11 protein-coding genes are annotated in these 15,762 nt (G+C 60.7%); 1 reads left to right on the top strand and 10 read right to left on the bottom strand.

Translation table 11 applies throughout. The features are described from left to right. Window positions 1–70: 70 nt before the first annotated feature. The 3 genes from GUY23_RS14495 to GUY23_RS14505 are packed head-to-tail and all read right to left on the bottom strand — an operon-like array spanning window position 71 to window position 3,655. Entirely contained in the window at window positions 71–1,180 is a 1,110-nt protein-coding gene (locus tag GUY23_RS14495) for an NAD-dependent epimerase/dehydratase family protein (protein WP_166968554.1), read from the bottom strand. Next, window positions 1,173–1,895, bottom strand: coding sequence for an IspD/TarI family cytidylyltransferase (locus GUY23_RS14500; RefSeq protein ID WP_166973410.1), 723 nt, complete (start codon window positions 1,893–1,895; stop codon window positions 1,173–1,175). Before GUY23_RS14500 ends, GUY23_RS14495 begins: the two co-directional genes overlap by 8 nt. Further along, the gene (locus tag GUY23_RS14505) at window positions 1,877–3,655 is read right to left on the bottom strand and encodes a CDP-glycerol glycerophosphotransferase family protein (protein WP_166973412.1); all 1,779 of its coding nucleotides are present in this window, start codon (window positions 3,653–3,655) and stop codon (window positions 1,877–1,879) included. The genes GUY23_RS14500 and GUY23_RS14505 overlap by 19 nt, the downstream gene beginning before the upstream one ends. Before the next feature lie 248 nt (window positions 3,656–3,903). Here GUY23_RS14505 and GUY23_RS14510 point away from each other — a divergent pair, with 248 nt between their 5' ends. Next, a complete protein-coding gene (locus GUY23_RS14510) occupies window positions 3,904–5,184 on the top strand; it encodes a CDP-glycerol glycerophosphotransferase family protein (RefSeq protein ID WP_228282394.1) in 1,281 nt (426 codons plus the stop codon). A gap of 25 nt (window positions 5,185–5,209) precedes the next feature. On the opposite strand, the gene GUY23_RS14515 is transcribed toward GUY23_RS14510, so the two are convergent. From GUY23_RS14515 to GUY23_RS14545, 7 genes are all read right to left on the bottom strand, one after another. Continuing rightward, window positions 5,210–7,099, bottom strand: coding sequence for a glycosyltransferase (locus GUY23_RS14515; protein ID WP_166973414.1), 1,890 nt, complete (start codon window positions 7,097–7,099; stop codon window positions 5,210–5,212). Between the two features lie 52 nt (window positions 7,100–7,151). Beyond that, on the bottom strand, window positions 7,152–9,803 hold the full coding sequence (locus GUY23_RS14520; RefSeq protein WP_166973416.1) for a hypothetical protein: 2,652 nt from the start codon (window positions 9,801–9,803) through the stop codon (window positions 7,152–7,154). A 110-nt stretch (window positions 9,804–9,913) separates the two neighbouring features. Then, window positions 9,914–12,034 (bottom strand): acyltransferase family protein, encoded by a 2,121-nt coding sequence (locus GUY23_RS14525; RefSeq protein WP_166973418.1) that lies wholly within the window; start codon window positions 12,032–12,034, stop codon window positions 9,914–9,916. Between the two features lie 104 nt (window positions 12,035–12,138). Next, window positions 12,139–13,062, bottom strand: coding sequence for a glycosyltransferase family 2 protein (locus tag GUY23_RS14530; RefSeq protein ID WP_166973420.1), 924 nt, complete (start codon window positions 13,060–13,062; stop codon window positions 12,139–12,141). Continuing rightward, entirely contained in the window at window positions 13,059–13,889 is an 831-nt protein-coding gene (locus tag GUY23_RS14535) for a CDP-alcohol phosphatidyltransferase family protein (RefSeq protein WP_228282396.1), read from the bottom strand. Before GUY23_RS14535 ends, GUY23_RS14530 begins: the two co-directional genes overlap by 4 nt. Window positions 13,890–13,954: 65 nt before the next feature. After that, complete coding sequence (tagD, locus tag GUY23_RS14540; RefSeq protein ID WP_127364802.1) at window positions 13,955–14,344, bottom strand: glycerol-3-phosphate cytidylyltransferase; 390 nt, start codon at window positions 14,342–14,344, stop codon at window positions 13,955–13,957. Window positions 14,345–14,447: 103 nt separating this feature from the next. Further along, window positions 14,448–15,716, bottom strand: a complete 1,269-nt coding sequence (locus tag GUY23_RS14545) for a CDP-glycerol glycerophosphotransferase family protein (RefSeq protein ID WP_166973424.1) — start codon at window positions 15,714–15,716, stop codon at window positions 14,448–14,450. Window positions 15,717–15,762: the final 46 nt, after the last annotated feature.

The following is a 15,762-nucleotide window of genomic DNA, read 5'->3' on the forward strand; positions in this document are numbered from 1 at the left end:
TCGTCGCGGCAGGTGCCGTCGGTGCCGATATTCAATTGTCCATAGTAGGACAGGTCAAGTCAGACGTCGTTCAGGGGTTGATGAGCGGGCCGTCTTCATAGGATCGGACTGTACGCGATACACCTTCGGCTAAGCTGATGTGCGCTTCCCACCCGACAGCAGCAAGTCTGCTGGAGTCGAGGCCGAGCGATGCAACCGGGGAGAAAGAACGGCTGTCCTCGGGATTGGCGAACTCAAGCTCGAGCCGTTTGCTCGGACGCGCGGAGGCGAATGTCTCGGCAAGAGAGCGAATACTGACGTTGCCGACGGGATCGGCGACGTTGTAGACCTGCTCCTGTCCCTTCAGATGAGCATAGAACAACCCCAACACGGCGTCGGAGACATAAGTGTACGTGCGTGTAGCAGCACCCGCGCTCATCATCCGGATGTTCCGGTCCATCACCACATCGGCGAGGAAATCGGCCTGAACGCGTCCGTCGTCCAACGCCATTCCCGGACCGTAGATGTGACCGAAGCGAAGACTGAGCGTACGGATAGAGAATTCGTCAGCATAGGCAGCCAACGCCGTTTCAGCGATCCTCTTTCCCTCGGAATAGCTGGCACGAGGGGCGAAGTGCTGCAGGGCACCCTGGTCATCTTCCTTGATGAGCTCAGTATCCGAGACGGCCCCATAGACCTCGGACGATGACAGGAGCACGAAAGAGTCGCCTCCCGCCGCTACAAGCGAGTCGAGCAAGTTGATTGTGCCGAGGGTGTTCGCCTTGAGCGTCGTAACCGGAGAGCTCTTGTGCAAGCTTGGACGCGCCGGTGAGGCGCCGTGGAACACGAACGAGTATCGTTGATCAAATTCCTTGCCGTCGATGACATCGCCTTCGACAAGGCTGAAATCAGATCGTTCAAGGGCGCTGCCGAAACGCGCGCGGGCCCTTTCGGGGCTCCTCACCATACCGGAGACGTGTAGACCGAGATCGTGCATTTCGTTGGCGGAGAGCAACGCGCCCACGATGTACATGGGGATCATCCCCGCAGCCCCGGTGACGAGGATCTTTGAACCGCGGTAACGTTCCCACGGAAGATCTTCCGAGGCAATGCGACGCACGTCCTCGTCGAATACCGGAGAATCGAAGAGTACGACGTCAGTGTGTTCGCCGATGGTTTTCACCGCAGTGTATTCACTCACCACCGAAAGCCTCGCGGTCTTCGATGAGTGTGAGGAAAGTCCGGCAGACGTAATAGTCCGAGGCCGTCGTAATCTTGATGTTCGTGCGCGGCCCCTCGACACGTTGGACGTCATATCCGAATCCGTTCATGAGCGTGCAGGTGTCGATGGAATCGTTCTCACCTTCGGCGACCGCACGATCGTACGCCGCGAGGACGTTCTTGAGCGGGAATGTCTGCGGAGCCTGAGCAGTCCACAGCGGGTCGCGTGGAATGACCTCTTTGATCCCTTCGCCCTCTTCGACGACGACGGTCTCCGTCATCTTCGTGCATGTCACCGCCGAACCGAACTCACGAGCGGTATCGATGTTGCGCGACACCAGATCGGCATCGATGAGCGGTCGAACACCATCATGGATGAGCACAATGCTGTCCGGATCGTTTGACTCGGCAACGACCTTGAGCGCGTTATGTCGCGATTCTTGTCCTGTGGATCCGCCGTCGACGATCCATTTTACCTTGGTCAGTTCGTATCGCTTGACGAGCCGCTCAAGATGCTCTCGATACTGAGGAAGGATAGCCACAGCTATCGCGTCGATGTCCGGGTGTTGCTCGAACACATCGAGAGTGTGGACAATAACCGGGCGACCGTGGATCTCGAGGAACTGCTTCGGTCGCGAGCTGTGGGCCATTCTTGCACCCACACCGCCCGCGAAGACTACTGCGATGTTTGCCATTGGTTCTCCTCGTCTTCTTCCTCAGCCTTGTAGTCGCTGTCGGGACCGCTGTCGCTCGGTTCGTTCAGTTGGTCCTCTTGGCCGGGAGTTCCGGGGTCCTCCTCGCCCACACGTTCAGAGATCTGATCCTCAGCCTCCAAGTCCGCCGACTCGAATCCGGTCACAGGCTCGCTGAGAATCAACGAATCGATGACTCGGTCCGAGTTGTGCGTATCCACATAGTCGAAGTTCTCTTTGACGAACTCCTTCGTCTTCTCGTTGCTCAGGTCAGGCATTCGGATGAGTTCGACAAGCTGGTCGAATGTCGTCGCAATATTCCCGGGAGCCGCTTCCCGATAGTCCTTGTGCATTCCCCGAGTTGCAGAATAAGTATCCAAGTCGTAGGCGAAGAAGAGCATCGGCCGCTCCAGCAACGCATATTCGTAGATGACGGAAGAGTAGTCAGTGATGAGAACGTCGGAAATCAACATCAAATCGTTCGTATCCGGATAGGACGCAACGTCGATCAGACGGTCTGCGAACTCAGAAGGAATAGGTGCCGGGTCTGGCACAAAGTGATGCTGCCGGAACAAGATGACAGTGTCCGAACCGCAGGCATCGTAGAGTTCACGGAAATCAATCTGCTCGTAGTCATAGTGTGCGTCCCCAGAACCGCGACCTCGGAATGTAGGTGCGAAGAGGATCTTGCGCTTGCCCTGCGAATCGGGGAACTGTCCCTCGAAGTCGCCGAGTACCTCTTCTGCACGTCCTTCCCGCAAGAATCCGTCGATCCGCGGAAGACCAGTGGCGATAACCGCTTCGCGCTCAATGCCGAAGGCTTCGCTATAGACGTCTCGCAGGTGCTGAGAACCGCAGATCGCATACGAGTACAGTCGGTGAGCGTTGCGTAGATTCGGTGACCCGTATTGTCCGAAGCGGCTGTATCCAACGGATTTGAACCCGCTCCCGGCATGCCAGAGCTGAATGATCTTCTGCTCGTCGCGGTTTCCAAGGTCTTTCAGGATTGCAAAGTAGTCATCGATCAGGATGGTATTCGCCTTGCCCATTTCCCACGCCAGAGCGAACGCGCTTTGGCGACTGCTCGTCCGTCCGGTACGGAACGAGTATCCGAATTTGAATTCGGAGTCGAGCCCACGCTCAAGCATACGGTCATGAACCGCCTTCAGGTTGCCCTGCATGTTCGGGCGAGCTTCAGACGCGAACAAAATGTTGCTCCCGTCGGAGGGTCTCCTGAAGGATGAGACGGCGAAAACACCCCGGAGTGCCTTGCGTTTCGCCGACTTCCATTTCTTTCTGGCTTTCGACTTCAACTTCGCAACTGTAGAAGACGGCTTCGCTCCTGAACGTCCGAAGGAATATGCACGCATCAGGAAGTACGGGGCACTCTCGTCATCCGAGACTCCGAAAGTGACGGTGTATGCGGAGAAATTCTTATTGTAGACGAAAGCTCGAGAAGCGTCGCCAAGTTCTTCGGCCCGTTCGAGAGGGTACGATGCCGGATAGTTCTCTTCACCACGTCGCGCAATAACATAGTAGGTTCCATTGGGGACCTGCGCTCGGCGGTTGAACTGTGTGACATTGATACTCAGTCGATAACGACCCTCGTCCAGCGACTCCGCCCGGACGGGGAGTTCGACCTCATACGGTCGAGAATTGGGCGTCAAGAAGAATGAATCGGGAGCATCGCCGGGAAACCTGACGACAAATGACAGAATCACACGTTCCCACGAGATTCCTTCAATTGTCAGCTCATCTACCACATACTCCCCTTACCAGACGCCGTCCAGACACCGCCGACGCTACTTATTTACCTTCGGTTAACGTGGGTAGCCTAGCAGTTCTCGACGGAGTCCCGGAAAATCCGCATGGTGCTCCAGCGGGCACTGAGAAGCCCTCTATGCTGTGACCAACGTCGAAGTCGAGAAGATATCCTGTCGCAGGAACCGAAGCTACTCGCTCGAGTTCCCCTGTTGCTTCTGAGACCACAAGACCAAGAGGAGTTCGAGCCGTGAAGAACCCCGTAAGAACGATCGCCCGAAGCGCTGTGCAGTCGCGCGCTTGGAAGAACACGAGCAAGTGGATTCGAGGTACCGAGCGCTGGAACCGGCTCGAGGACGAGTTCGATGGCAGCTATGCCAATGGTGATGTGGTCGTCTACTTCGGTGATCGCAGCTCCAAGTTCTATCAGCTCGACCAGTGGCTCCCCGTGCTCGAGGAACTTCACAAGAAGCACCGGGTCGTACTCGTCCTGCGCAAAGGATCGGCACTGCTGAAGGCTCTGGACTCCACTCATCTGCCCGTGGTCTTCAAGCGCCGTTTCGACCCTCTCCACACCTTCTACCATGCCAACGATTTCAAGCTTGCGCTCTATGTGAACAACGGTGTGACGAACTTCCAGTCACTGGCCTACTCTCCCATGGTTCACGTCCACATCAATCATGGTGAGTCGGACAAGCTGAGCATGGTGTCCAATCAGGCCAAGGCCTACGACAAGGTGTTCGTCGCCGGCGATGCTGCGATCGAACGACACCGCAGAGCACTCATTGACTTCGACGAATCGGCGCTGGTCAAGGTCGGTCGTCCGCAGCTGGACATCGACAGGCCGGCGGAGCTCGAACCTTCGTCGGCACGGACGATCATGTACGCGCCGACGTGGGAAGGCGAGAACGAGTCGAACAATTACACCTCGGTCGACGTCTACGGTCCCCAGATCGTCGAAGCTGCGTTGAGAGTCCCGAACGCTCGACTCGTCTATAAGCCTCATCCCCGCGTCGAAGCCTCAAGCGACCCCGCCATGACCGAGGCGAACACGCGTATCCTCGCACTCATCGACCAGGCGAACGAAGCCATCGGCGACCCGACACAGCAGCATCAGGTGCTCATGCAGGGAGACATCCTCGCCATGTTCGACGAGGTCGACCTGCTTGTCACCGACATCTCCAGCGTCGGCCTCGACTACCTGTACCTTGAACCGCACAAGCCCTTGGCACTGACGGACCGCCGCACCGACACAGCGAAGCTCAATGCCGAAGCCCCCATCAGTCGAGCCACCCCGATCATCGACGAGACGACAGTGGGTGGAGTGGAATCGATGCTGCTGGAGATGTTCTCCGACGACACGGCTGCCGCTGCCAGGCAGGACCTCCGGCGACACTACTTCGGCGAAGGAGAGAAAGGGACGTCCACGGCACTGTTCACCGCTGCCGTCTCCGGTCTCATCTCCGATCGCACCGTCGAACTGAGAAAGTTCCACTCAGAGAGCACCAACGCCGAGTCCAGCGACGACTGAAATCTCGGCTCCCACCTCCTCGGCTCTACGACCGTGGGCGAACCGAGAGGTTTCCATGCTTCGTCGAATACCATTCCCGGCGCCCGGTCTTCACGGCCCGGAACCTTCTCGGGGCCTGCACTCTCCGCTTCTGAGTCCACAGGTCATGGCCTCTGCGCAGGTACACATCGAAGGTCTCCTCCGGAGATTCCGAGAATCCTGCGTAATCCACGTCGAAAGTGAGAAAGTGCCTGTGGCCGATTCTGCGTGTTGAAGTCTGTACACTGCTGGTGATGAAGAAGGTGCTGAGTTTCCGGCCCGCAATGACCAGCTCCAGGCTCTCGGCGATCTCCGGCTGGATCCTCTCAAGTTCGATCTCGATGCGACAGCCCTGAGGGATCACCTCACATGTGAGCTTCTTGGCTTCGATGGGTGGTGCCGATTGCGTGCCGCGGATCTCAGGCTGGTGCGCCATCTCGACCTCCTGCAACACATCCTTCCAGCGCCCGTACGCAGCCTCAGGAAGGTAGCGTTCGACGGTCTTCCGCGCTTCCTTGCGCATGTCATTGACGTGTTCTGCGCCCAGGGAGAGGAATGCTTCGATCTGGTCAGCCAACGCGTCGATGTCGCTCCACGGTGTGATGAAGCCATTGTGGCCGTGGTCGATCAGGTCCCGTGGGCCGTAGGTGATGTCGTAGACGATGGGGATGCATCCGGCGCCCATGGACTCCATCATCGACAGCGGCAGACCCTCACTCGTGCTCGTGAGCATCGAGAACGAGGCTGACTGCAGGCGATCAGACACATCGGTGACATAGCCGGGCAGTTCGACCCGATCACCGAGGTCGAGTGCGTCGATGAGATTCTCGAGCCTCTGTCGGTCACCGCCCTCTCCGAGGACGGTCAAGGAGACGTCGATTCCGCGGTCCCGCAATTCGGCCACTGCACGGATCGGATGGTCGATGCGTTTGAGCTTGATGAGGTTGGCGATCATCACCGCCGAGTTCAGTGGGAGCTGACGCGGCGCCCCCGATAGCATTGCCGATTCGGGCAACTCTCCCGTCAGCAGTCGGATGTTCACCTCGGGGAATCCCAAGGCTCTGATTGCCTCGGCCTGCTGTTCGGTCTGCACCCCGACGATGTCGAAGCGGTCGAGGTTGCGTATCGTGTCCAGCCTGCGGGCCAGGATCTGACCGTGATTCCCGTTCCACGGGTGGCGAAGGTGAGTCCCATGGAGGAACAGAATGAGGGGGAATGCCCGATCCGAGATCTCGTGGATGAACTCGCTGACCTTCTTCTCATCGACGATGACGACGGCCGGCTCCTTCGTCACCACTGCCGAGACCCAGGCATTGTAGAAGTCTCGGGGTCGTCGCCATTCCGTCATCGGTCGTCCGTCCGGCGAATGCAGGACAAACCGTCGGCCGAGCGTCGGATCGTCGATGTCGGCGAGCAGCAGACTTCCGTCCGCCCGCCGGTAGTTGCGTCGGATGACGGCTCCAGTTCGCGGGCTGCGGAAGACATCGTAGAAAGCGGTGATGTTCTCGACCTCGCCGACCTCCGGCGGCACCGGCGCTCTCAGCGATTCGCCTATGAGCGCGGCCAAGCCCGATTCGGTTCTGGCACGCAGTTCCGGCCAGATGTTCACCAGTTCGACATCGTCGCTGATCTTTCCCTGAGCGATCAGTTGTGCCCTGATCGCGTCAGTGTCCATCCGCGGATCGAACGTCAGGATGGTCTGCGACAGTGCACGCCCGTACTTCTGAAAGCTGCGAATCCGCCGGAGGGCGGCCGTCGTCATCCCGCCCATGGATGCGGGAATCCCCCAGAGGACGTTATAGACGTGCACAGCGTCGGTGCCGAGAGGACGAGCAGTCTCGACCGAGGAGGGATGACTGCCGTGGTACTCGCGGCTGGGTCGAGCATTCAGGCTCACTGCTGAGGCCTTTCTTCAGTTCATGGGCGGGAGGGTCGGCGACGGGAGCTCTTCACCGACTGGGCGCCATGTGACCGTAGTGGCGGGTCTGGCCGCGCCAGTTGACGATCTTGGGTTCCGTCGAGGTCTCCCATTGCGCACGGACGTTCCAGTCGCCGTCGAGGTCCGCATAGCGTCCACGGACCACCGTCTGCAGGGCATCGACAAAGCTGATGGTGACCTCGGACAGCAGACCGATGACGCTTTGGGTGACGCCTTCTTCGCGAAGCGCGCTCGGATTGACCACAGCGATCTGTGGGTCGAAGGGAGCGAAGTCGTCGTTCATCCCCGCATGGCTGGCGAAGACGTACTTGAGCGCACCGACGTGGTCGTCACCGAATGAGCTGGCCGTCCGCCGCATCAGAGTGAGCCCGCTGGATCGGTTCTTCCTCACATCGTGCTTCGCCGCGATGAGCGCCTCGCCGAGGTCGGTGGCCGCGAGCTCGGCGATGTCGGTCCTGACCTCCGCCGCGGCGGGAATGACGACGAGTCGCTCATGGTTCGGGAACAGTTCCGGCAGCAGAGCCTGCACCAGATCGTTGCCGTTCGTAACACCGGGGAACGTCACCGGTGGGAGAACGCGGATCGTGCCATTGGTCAGGTGTGACGCGATGTCGTCGACCTGAGTCGGGTCGAGGGCACCCGCCGGCAGCCACACTCGATAGCGCGTCGATGTGTGATCATCCATGGCGTTGATCGCAGACGCGACCAGGCCCAGTTCGCCCTTGTCGACGGTCATGACGATGTCCGTGACGTTGTTCTCCGGCGCCGGCTTCTCGCCTGCTCCGACCGCCGCTGCAACTGCGCCGCTGTCTGCTTCAGGCAGCTGCGCGGTCGCCAGGTAGTCGTCGGCGGCAGCCATATCGTCTGCCGTGATCTCGACCCATTTGCCGTAGATCTCGTCTTCTGATGCTCCCGTGGCGATGAGGGGAAGCAGCACGGAGAGCTTATCGAGGATTCCGTTGCGAATCGCGTCGAATTCGGCTTCGTTGATGCCGATCAGCCCGCCGAAACGAGAATCGGACTTGTTCTTGGGTTCGAACTCGACGTCCGCGCCCACAGAACGTGCGGGAAGGTTGGCGTGCAGGCGTGACGTGAGGACCTGCTTGTACTTGTAGGCATAGTCGGCGACCCAGTTCCGGGCCAGTTCGAGGTTCTCCGGGAACGACTTGTCCCGAATGGCAGTGACCGTCTGCTTCTTCGACGGTCCCTGGCCGCCCTTCGTCCAATCGACTCGCAGGGTTCCCTTCCGATGGTCGGCCGACGGTGCGGGGAAGAGCGTATCGACGGTCGTCGTCAGGCATCCGGAGAAGAACGCGGGGACGCCGACCGCGCGGAGTACCGCCACTGACTGCCAATCACGGCAGCCGACGGGGCCGTACTTCTTCAGGTAGGCGATGGCCTCAGGGGTGAGCATCTCCGGATAGCGGACGAAGACCGACAGCAGGATCGGACGGAGGTTCGGATGGAACGGAATGTTGAATGATTTTCCGAAGATGTCATGCATGTACCAGCCGAAGGCGATGTACCAGGTGTCTTCGGGGATCTCCTGGTAGACGTTGCCGTCGCGGTAGACCTCGACGAGGTTGAGCTCGGCTTCGGGGCCCGGGTATTTCCGTTCGTCTTTGACCGATTCCCGGAGCTTCGTGAAGAGTGCAGTCAGCCCTTCGTCGCCGGAGAACCTGAGGTTCTCATAGCGAAGGAGGTGACCGATCGAGGCGATCGTCTGAATGTAGTCGCCGATGTTGCGGGAGCGGATGCCCGGCTGATCGTAGCTGAGCACACCGAAATTGCGTGTGCCTGGTGTCGTGGGAAGCGGTTCGAGATGTTTGCCGCCGGGCAGCCAGTCGAGCATGCGGGTGAGTTCGTAGCGTACCGCCTCGTCGAGGTCGTCCTGCTTCAGGCGAGAATCGACGAGGGTGCGGACATGGTCGAAGGCGTCGATGCAGAAGGCAGACTCCGCGGTGCGCAACACGGCTTTCGCACTCCACCACTGAGTCTCCCCGGACTCGTTCGATTGTTCAAGGAGAGGCAGAGCCTCGGGCCCGAGAGAGTCGATGGCAGTCGGGTAGTACTCTTCGGCGGTCGCGACGATGAGATCCCGGTCATCGACCTGCGCGAATTCCGCCCACGCCACGGCAGGCTCCGAGGAACGCTGGTACGCCATTCCCAGGAGTGCTCTGCCGACCTCCTCGTGGTGGGGCTGAGCGCACAGGTTGAGTCCGATGGACACGACTTCGGACTGGAAGCCGGCGGCGATGAGTGCTCGCGCCGCCTCGACGGTCGAGGGGCCGAAGGACTCTCCCTTGGCCAGGGACTCGGACAGTTTCGAATGCGCCTTCAGCCGTGTCAGCTGCCGTTCCTTGGAAGCGACCTCCTGCGACGAGGGCGCGACGTTCCAGCCGTCGATGTCTTCGGCGGATCCGCCTCTGAGCCCGACGGCGAGCTTCCGATATGCCCGGGCGGTGGCGGCTGCGTTCTTCTGCGCCGCGGCGCCCGACTTCTTGCTGCCTTTGCCTCCGGCGGCACGTTCGCGCACGTATTTCGTGCCGGAGGCCCTTTCCACCACGGGAAGTGCCCGTCGAGCGACTCCGTGGACCACGGGTTTGATCAGCTCGCGTCCCTTGCTGATGTATCGATCTGCTGAGTTGCGTCCAGTGGTCACTCGTGTCGTCCTTTGCAGAGGGTTCAGTGAACAGTCGGTGGTCGGGACCGATCAGGGTCACACAGTATCGGACTTCGCTGTCAGTTCGTTGAACCGACGGTCCTGATCTGTCAGTCGAAGGTCTGCAGCCCCGACCGGCGCAGGTTCGCGTCGAATTGCGGCGCCAGGGTCTGCGCATAGGTAGCGGTGATGTGAGCAGTGTCGAAGTAGGTGATGACTCCGCCGATGACGGGTTGACAGGTGCCGTCCGGGCAGAACCAGTCCTGCGGGTACATCACGGAGATCCGCTTCGAATCCATTGTCCTCGCCGAGGCGGCCAGGGGATCCATCCAATGCCAGGACTCGGGGGTTCCCGAGCACGCGTCGAGGCCATCCTCGTGCTTGGCGACGCAGTCGGGCACGTTGATGTCTTCGCCTCCCGGGTAGGGAGTGTCCCTGACCACGAGGACGTCGAGCTTCGCATCGACCCAACTCTGCAGGATGGACCGGTGCCCCTCGGGAGCCTTCTGCTCCGTTTCGTCCCAGTTCATGCCCTGCAGCGGTGTGGATTGGCGTTCGGACGTGATCACTGCATCGAATCCGCCCTCGGTGGTGCGGTCGACCACCCAGTTCGCGTAGTCCTGACAGCCCTTGGTCTCGTCCGGAGTCGACAGATCCTGAGGCAGGGTCGAGATGCTGCAGTTCGAGGCGAGGAACGTCGTGATGGTCCAGTCGTTCTTGTCTGCCAGTTTCTCCAAGGTCGGCAGCCAATGTCCGGCGTGGGAGTTGCCGACGAGGGCAATGTGCTTCGAACCGTCGCCGTAGGTGCATTCGGGTTTGCTCGCGTAGGGTGCACTCGCCCAGCACCCGTCGGCGTACGCCTTCGATTTGTCCTTCTTCGCCGCCGCGGGTTCCATCTGCAAGGTGTCCATGTTCTCGCAGTTCGGATTGTCTTTCGCATCGGGCAGGAGGATCCCGGCGCCGAGACAGGAGTCCGGATCGGCCAGTTTCGACTGGAGGCTGTCCTCGTTCTGTTCGACGATCCGGTTCGCGATGGTCACCTGGCTCACTCCGAGGGCGCTGACGATGGCCATCGCGATGACCGCGAAGCCGAACGCCTTCGCTGAGCCGCTGAGGACCGCGGTCTTGCGGAATCGGTTCTCCACCCAGGTCGTCGATGCCCACGCTGCGAGGATCGAGACGATGATGATGACGATCTTCGAGGTGAGTCCGAGGGTTTCCGACCCGCCCAGTTTCACCGACAGGTACGGCACGAGAACGATGAGCGGCCAATGCCAGAGGTAGACGGAGTAGGAGATGTCGCCGAGGAAGCGGATCGGTCGCAGCGAGAGCAGAGGCAGCACGGAACTGGACCCACGAGAGTCAGCGAGGATGACGAGTGCCGTCGACACCACCGGCACGAGCGCGACGAAGCCGGGGAACGGCATATCGGAGCGGATGACGAATGTGCCGACGACGATGCCGGCCAGACCGATCCATCCGAGCAGTGAGCTGAACGGCAGGCGTACGGGTCGGACGTAGGTCACGAAGACCGCGATGAGACCACCGGACGCCAGTTCCCACATCCGCGTGGGAGTGATGAAGTACGCCATTGCCGGTTCCGCGAACGTGTACCAGGCGGAGAAGACGAACGATGCGAGGAAGATTCCGAGCACGGTGAAACCGACGATTCGCTTGGATCTGCCGAATCTCGCGCCGAGGAGGAACGCCAGGCCGATGATCATCGGCCAGACGAAGTAGAACTGCTCTTCGACCGAGAGCGACCAGAAGTGCTGCACCGGAGACGGCGCGTTGTCAGCCGCCAGATAGTCGACGCTCGAGATCGCGAAGTCCCAGTTGACGACGTACAGCGCCGCGGAGACGATCTGCCGGCCGGTATCCGCCCAGATCGACTGCGGTGCGATGACGAAGGTGGCGACGCCGACGACGAAGAGGACGAGCAGCGAAGCGGGAAGCAGCCTCTTGATGCGGCGCGCCCAGAAGCTCGCGATGTCTCCCCAACTGCGGGGCGGCTTCTTGATGAGGTGGCTGGTGATGAGGAAGCCGGAGATGACGAAGAAGATGTCGACACCGACGAATCCGCCGTCGAATGTGGTCGGCCACAGGTGGTACAGCAGCACGATCCCCACGGCCAGTGCACGCAGCCCCTGGATATCGGAGCGGAAACCGGTCGGCTGAAGTGCGCTGTTCGCGTGGGGAGAGTTTTCAGCAACGTGCGCTGATGACGACATGTAGCGGCTCCACTCGGTTTCTCAGTCGGTGAGGTCGGACCCGACCGCGGTCCCTGTCAGTTCTCGGTGCGTTGGTTCGCGTACTGGGCGCAGAAAGCCCGTGTTCACACGATCGGAGGTCGCCCGTGCCGAGACATTCGCAGCACGCCTCGTCCGGACAGTTTTCGGCGGTCTTCGTCTTTGCCCCAGGGGTCGAGCCGCCAGCCGGCTCGCCACCCCTCCATCCAGGCCTTGAGCTGGTGCGGCTTGTTCGCCCACTTGATGCACTGCATCAGGGTCCATGAACCGACGTATGCCCAGCTGAACGGCCAGTGCAGGTTCCGTCGGGCCAACCAGACACGGTTCCTGGCGTTCATGTAGAAATATTCGTCGTGCCGTCGGGGATCGATCACCGGGTGTGCCACCGCGAGGTCACCCATGTACCAGACGATGTACCCGGCGTCCCAGACTCGCCAGGCGAGTTCGATGCCTTCGTGGGCGTACCAGAAGGGTGCGGGCCAACCGCCGCATTCGTCGAAGGCTCGACGCTGCATACAGACTGCGCCTTCCCAGACCGAGAACACGTTCGACGAGTGATCCGCCGTCCCCTTCTTGAGTCGGGGGATCCATCGTTTCGGCGCCTCCGGTCCTCCGGGTTCTTCGACTCGAGGCTGGATCAGACCGATTCGCGGTTTGGTGCGCATCAGCTGTGCCATACGCATGAGCGAGGTGTCATCGGGCAGCCACGCATCGTCATCGAGGAAGAACAGGAACTCGCCTGTAACATGCGGGACTCCGGCGTTGCGTCCGGCCGGGATGCCGAGGTTCTCCGGCAGACCGAGCTTCTTGACCTGGTCCGGGATGCCATCCGGATCCCAGCCGTTGCCGACGCAGACGATGTCGAGGTCGACGCCCTTCTGTGCGAGAAGGGACGCGAATCCGCGGTTGAGGTCGTCGAGACGCTTTCCCTGGCTCAGCACGACCACGCCGAACGTGTACCGACGGTTCTCTTCGAATCGCTGAGAGAGGATTCTCGATTCTTCGCTCATGACAGCCTCTTCGATGCCATGATCGACAGGAAATGTCCGATGACCGACAGCAGGCACAAGGGCGCCATGATGAGCACGAGCCACCGTTCTCCGAACAGCGGTTCGGCCCCTGCCGTCACGGCGATCGCCGTCACGATGCTCGAGAGCAGCGCCATCAGAGACATCTCCACCGAATGGAAGATCCGGTGGAAGGGCACGAAGCGAGCGATGCGTTTGAGAGTGGCCACGAGACCCGGGTTGACCGCAGTGGCTTCCTTGGAGTCGGCGAGCTTGTCGAGTCCGTTGAACGCGCGGGAGACATGGACCATGTCGTTGAGTGCCTTGTTGAGCAGGACCAGAGCGGCTAAGACAGTGCCGGCGAGCAGAAGCGGGTACGAACCGGCCGGGTCATCGACGAGGTTGTTCCACTCCCCCACGGCCCGTACCCCGAGGGCAACCGCGACAAGGCCCTCTGTCGTGTAGTGGCCGACCTTGTCCAGGAAGACGCCTTTGGCTCCGCTCGTGCCTCGCCACCGGGCGACTTCACCATCGCAGCAGTCGATGTACATCTGCACTTGGGAGAAGAACACGGCAAGGACTGCGCCCCAGATTCCGGGGATCAGCAGGCTTCCGGCGATGCACCAACCAGCCAGGATCATCAGGCCGGTGACTCCGTTGGCGCTGATCCTGGTTCGAACGAGCAGCATCGTGAAGTAGATCGAGATGTGCCGGAGGTAGAGCTGAGCGGTCCAGTGCTCCGCGTTCTTCCGACTGCGGACTTCTACCGGCTGCGCTTTGGCCCGAAGCTCCGACAGCGTCGGATGTTTCGCCGGAGACTTTTCGGGCACGTCCGTTCCTCTCTGGTCCATGGTTGGTCTCCAGCCACGATAGCGCGAAGTCCGCGCCCCTTCGGTCAGGACTTACCCAGCTCGCTCTTGATTCGAGTCGTCGAGATCTCCGGGGTGCGGGGGAGGTAGACGACCTCGCACTTGTCTTTGAGGAAGTCGAACTCGCCTTCCCAGTCATCGCCCATGACGAACGTGTCGATGTGGTACTTGTCGACGTCGGTCGACTTCTGCTCCCAGTTGTCTTCAGGAATGACGAGATCGACGTACCGGATGGCCTCGAGCATGTGCTTGCGCTCTTCATACGAGAAGTACGACTTCTTGCCCTTGCCCGCGTTGAACTCATCACTCGACAGCGCGACCACCAAGTAGTCGCCCTGTTCCTTGCACCGCTGGAGCAGCCGAATGTGCCCGTAATGAAGCAGGTCGAAGGTGCCGTAAGTGATGACTCGTCGCATTGCTGATTCCGTCCAGTGATCGTAGCCCACGCCGTGGGCCGCAGAATTGGTCCGGCGTTAGTTTACCATTCTGTAACTTCAGGTTAAGAAAATGTCATATGGTTCACTCGCCGTGTTTGCGTCCGTGTTGTTCGGAACGCAGCGCGATGACGCGTTCGCTCGCGTCGATAAAGCGCGCGGTCTGTTCCCCCGCCGCGGTATCACCGAGGTAGAACTTCGCCAATGCGGGAACCGCCCCACTGCGGGAGACGGCCTCGGCGACGAGGTCGACGACGCTGTCCCGGCCGTCCGGATCCACCGACGGACAGCGGTCGAGAAGTCCCCCTTCGAGTACTTCCGCCTCTGGTTCATGCGGTTTGACCATCACCAGAGGTTTCCCGGAGGCCAGCCAGTCGAAGGCGACCGAGGTCATCTCGACCACCGCGAGGTCGGCCTCGTCGAGCTGCCATGACACATCCGGGCTCTTGTCGAGGAACCCGCGCGGATCGGATTCGACGATCTCCGCCACGTCCTCCAACGCTTTCTCGAAGTCATGGCTCATGACTCCGGTACGCGGATGAGGGCGGAAGATCACTCGATAGCCGGCTTCGAGCAGCGAGGTGACGATGGCTTCGCCGTTATAGGCGATCGTCCCGTAGGCCATCGATGGGGAGTCGCCTTCCCACGTCGGCGCATAGAACACCGCTTTCCCGTCAGGGTGAGCCGTCTTGAATTCGGTCCACTCCCGAGGGACGGAGCGTGGACGATCCAATTGGGGACGTCCGACATCGAACATCCGATCGTCGCTCATTCCGTAGAGTGTCTGTTCGATCCGTTCCCTGGCGGCCTGGCCGGCGGTGAAGACATAGTCGTACCCCTTGAGCTGGTTCGAGATCATCGAGATCTTCTCGCTCTCACCGTGGCTGAGGTGGACGTGTGCCGGCTCCGGATAGCGCAACGCCTGGAAGTTGCTCGTCCCCTGGTTGACGTAGAACACCGCACGGAGGCTCGGGGACTGCATGAACTTGTCGAGACCGTTGGTCAGACGTGAGAACCGCACCGGGAACGAGGTGAAGCCTTTGAGATACTCCGCCACAGGGGCGTTGCGGACCATGATGCCGAAGGGCTGGTCTCCGTAGCCGGCGTCCTTGAGCCGTGCTTCGAGCTGCTTGAAAGGCCACAGCCACTGCTCCAGCTGATAGACCGAGGTGAGGTCACCGGCGAAATAGCCGGCTGCGACGAAGTCGTCATCATCCTGGGGAGAGAACTCCTCCGGCAGTCGCGATTCGCGGACACGTTCCCGAAGCCTCTGCGCCACGAGCTTGACTACCGACTGCGCGAAGTTGGCACCACGGACCGCGGTGTGCGGCAGATCTGCCGGATGAAAGGTCATGGCATCTATTGTGCATGCCTGTCTGTGCTCCCTCTGAACTCGCCCT

Source organism: Brevibacterium atlanticum (assembly GCF_011617245.1).
GTDB lineage: Bacteria > Actinomycetota > Actinomycetes > Actinomycetales > Brevibacteriaceae > Brevibacterium > Brevibacterium atlanticum.

Excerpts from the sequence above, each read along its gene's own strand:
- GUY23_RS14500 (WP_166973410.1), bottom strand. The coding sequence starts at position 1,895 with ATGGCAAACATCGCAGTAGTCTTCGCGGGCGGTGTGGGTGCAAGAATG.
- tagD (WP_127364802.1), bottom strand. The coding sequence starts at position 14,344 with ATGCGACGAGTCATCACTTACGGCACCTTCGACCTGCTTCATTACGGG.
- GUY23_RS14530 (WP_166973420.1), bottom strand. The coding sequence starts at position 13,062 with ATGAGCGAAGAATCGAGAATCCTCTCTCAGCGATTCGAAGAGAACCGT.
- GUY23_RS14545 (WP_166973424.1), bottom strand. The coding sequence starts at position 15,716 with ATGACCTTTCATCCGGCAGATCTGCCGCACACCGCGGTCCGTGGTGCC.
- GUY23_RS14525 (WP_166973418.1), bottom strand. The coding sequence starts at position 12,034 with ATGTCGTCATCAGCGCACGTTGCTGAAAACTCTCCCCACGCGAACAGC.